This is a genomic window from Oleiphilus sp. HI0123 (assembly GCF_001635315.1).
This window is the reverse complement of sequence record NZ_LWGE01000207.1, coordinates 1-271: the sequence shown is the minus strand read 5'-3', so window position 1 is coordinate 271 and position 271 is coordinate 1. Positions and strand designations below refer to the sequence as shown.

Annotated in this window: 1 protein-coding gene; it reads left to right on the top strand. The window is 45.8% G+C overall.

The annotated features are described in order from the left end of the window. Positions 1 to 25 precede the first annotated feature (25 nt). Positions 26 to 271, top strand: a 246-nt coding sequence (locus tag A3761_RS01950; protein WP_304439566.1) for a glutamate ligase domain-containing protein, incomplete at its 3' end; no start/stop codon positions are given.

Sequence of the window (271 nt, the reverse complement as noted above, 5' to 3'; positions counted from 1 at the left end):
AAAGGTTGAGTCGACAGAAGGGCGTATGAATACAGCTGTCATTAATGATATCACTTTATTAGACGACAGTTACAACGCAAATCCGGCTTCGATGAAAGCAGCCCTTAATATCTTGTCTATGCAGGCGGGGTATCGAGTTGCCGTGCTGGGTGAAATGGCCGAACTTGGTGCTCATGCGCATGACGCGCATATAGATGTCGCGACTTATGCGCTTGAATTAGGAATCGAAGAGTTTTGCTTGATAGGGCAATACGCAAAACAGATGAGTGAA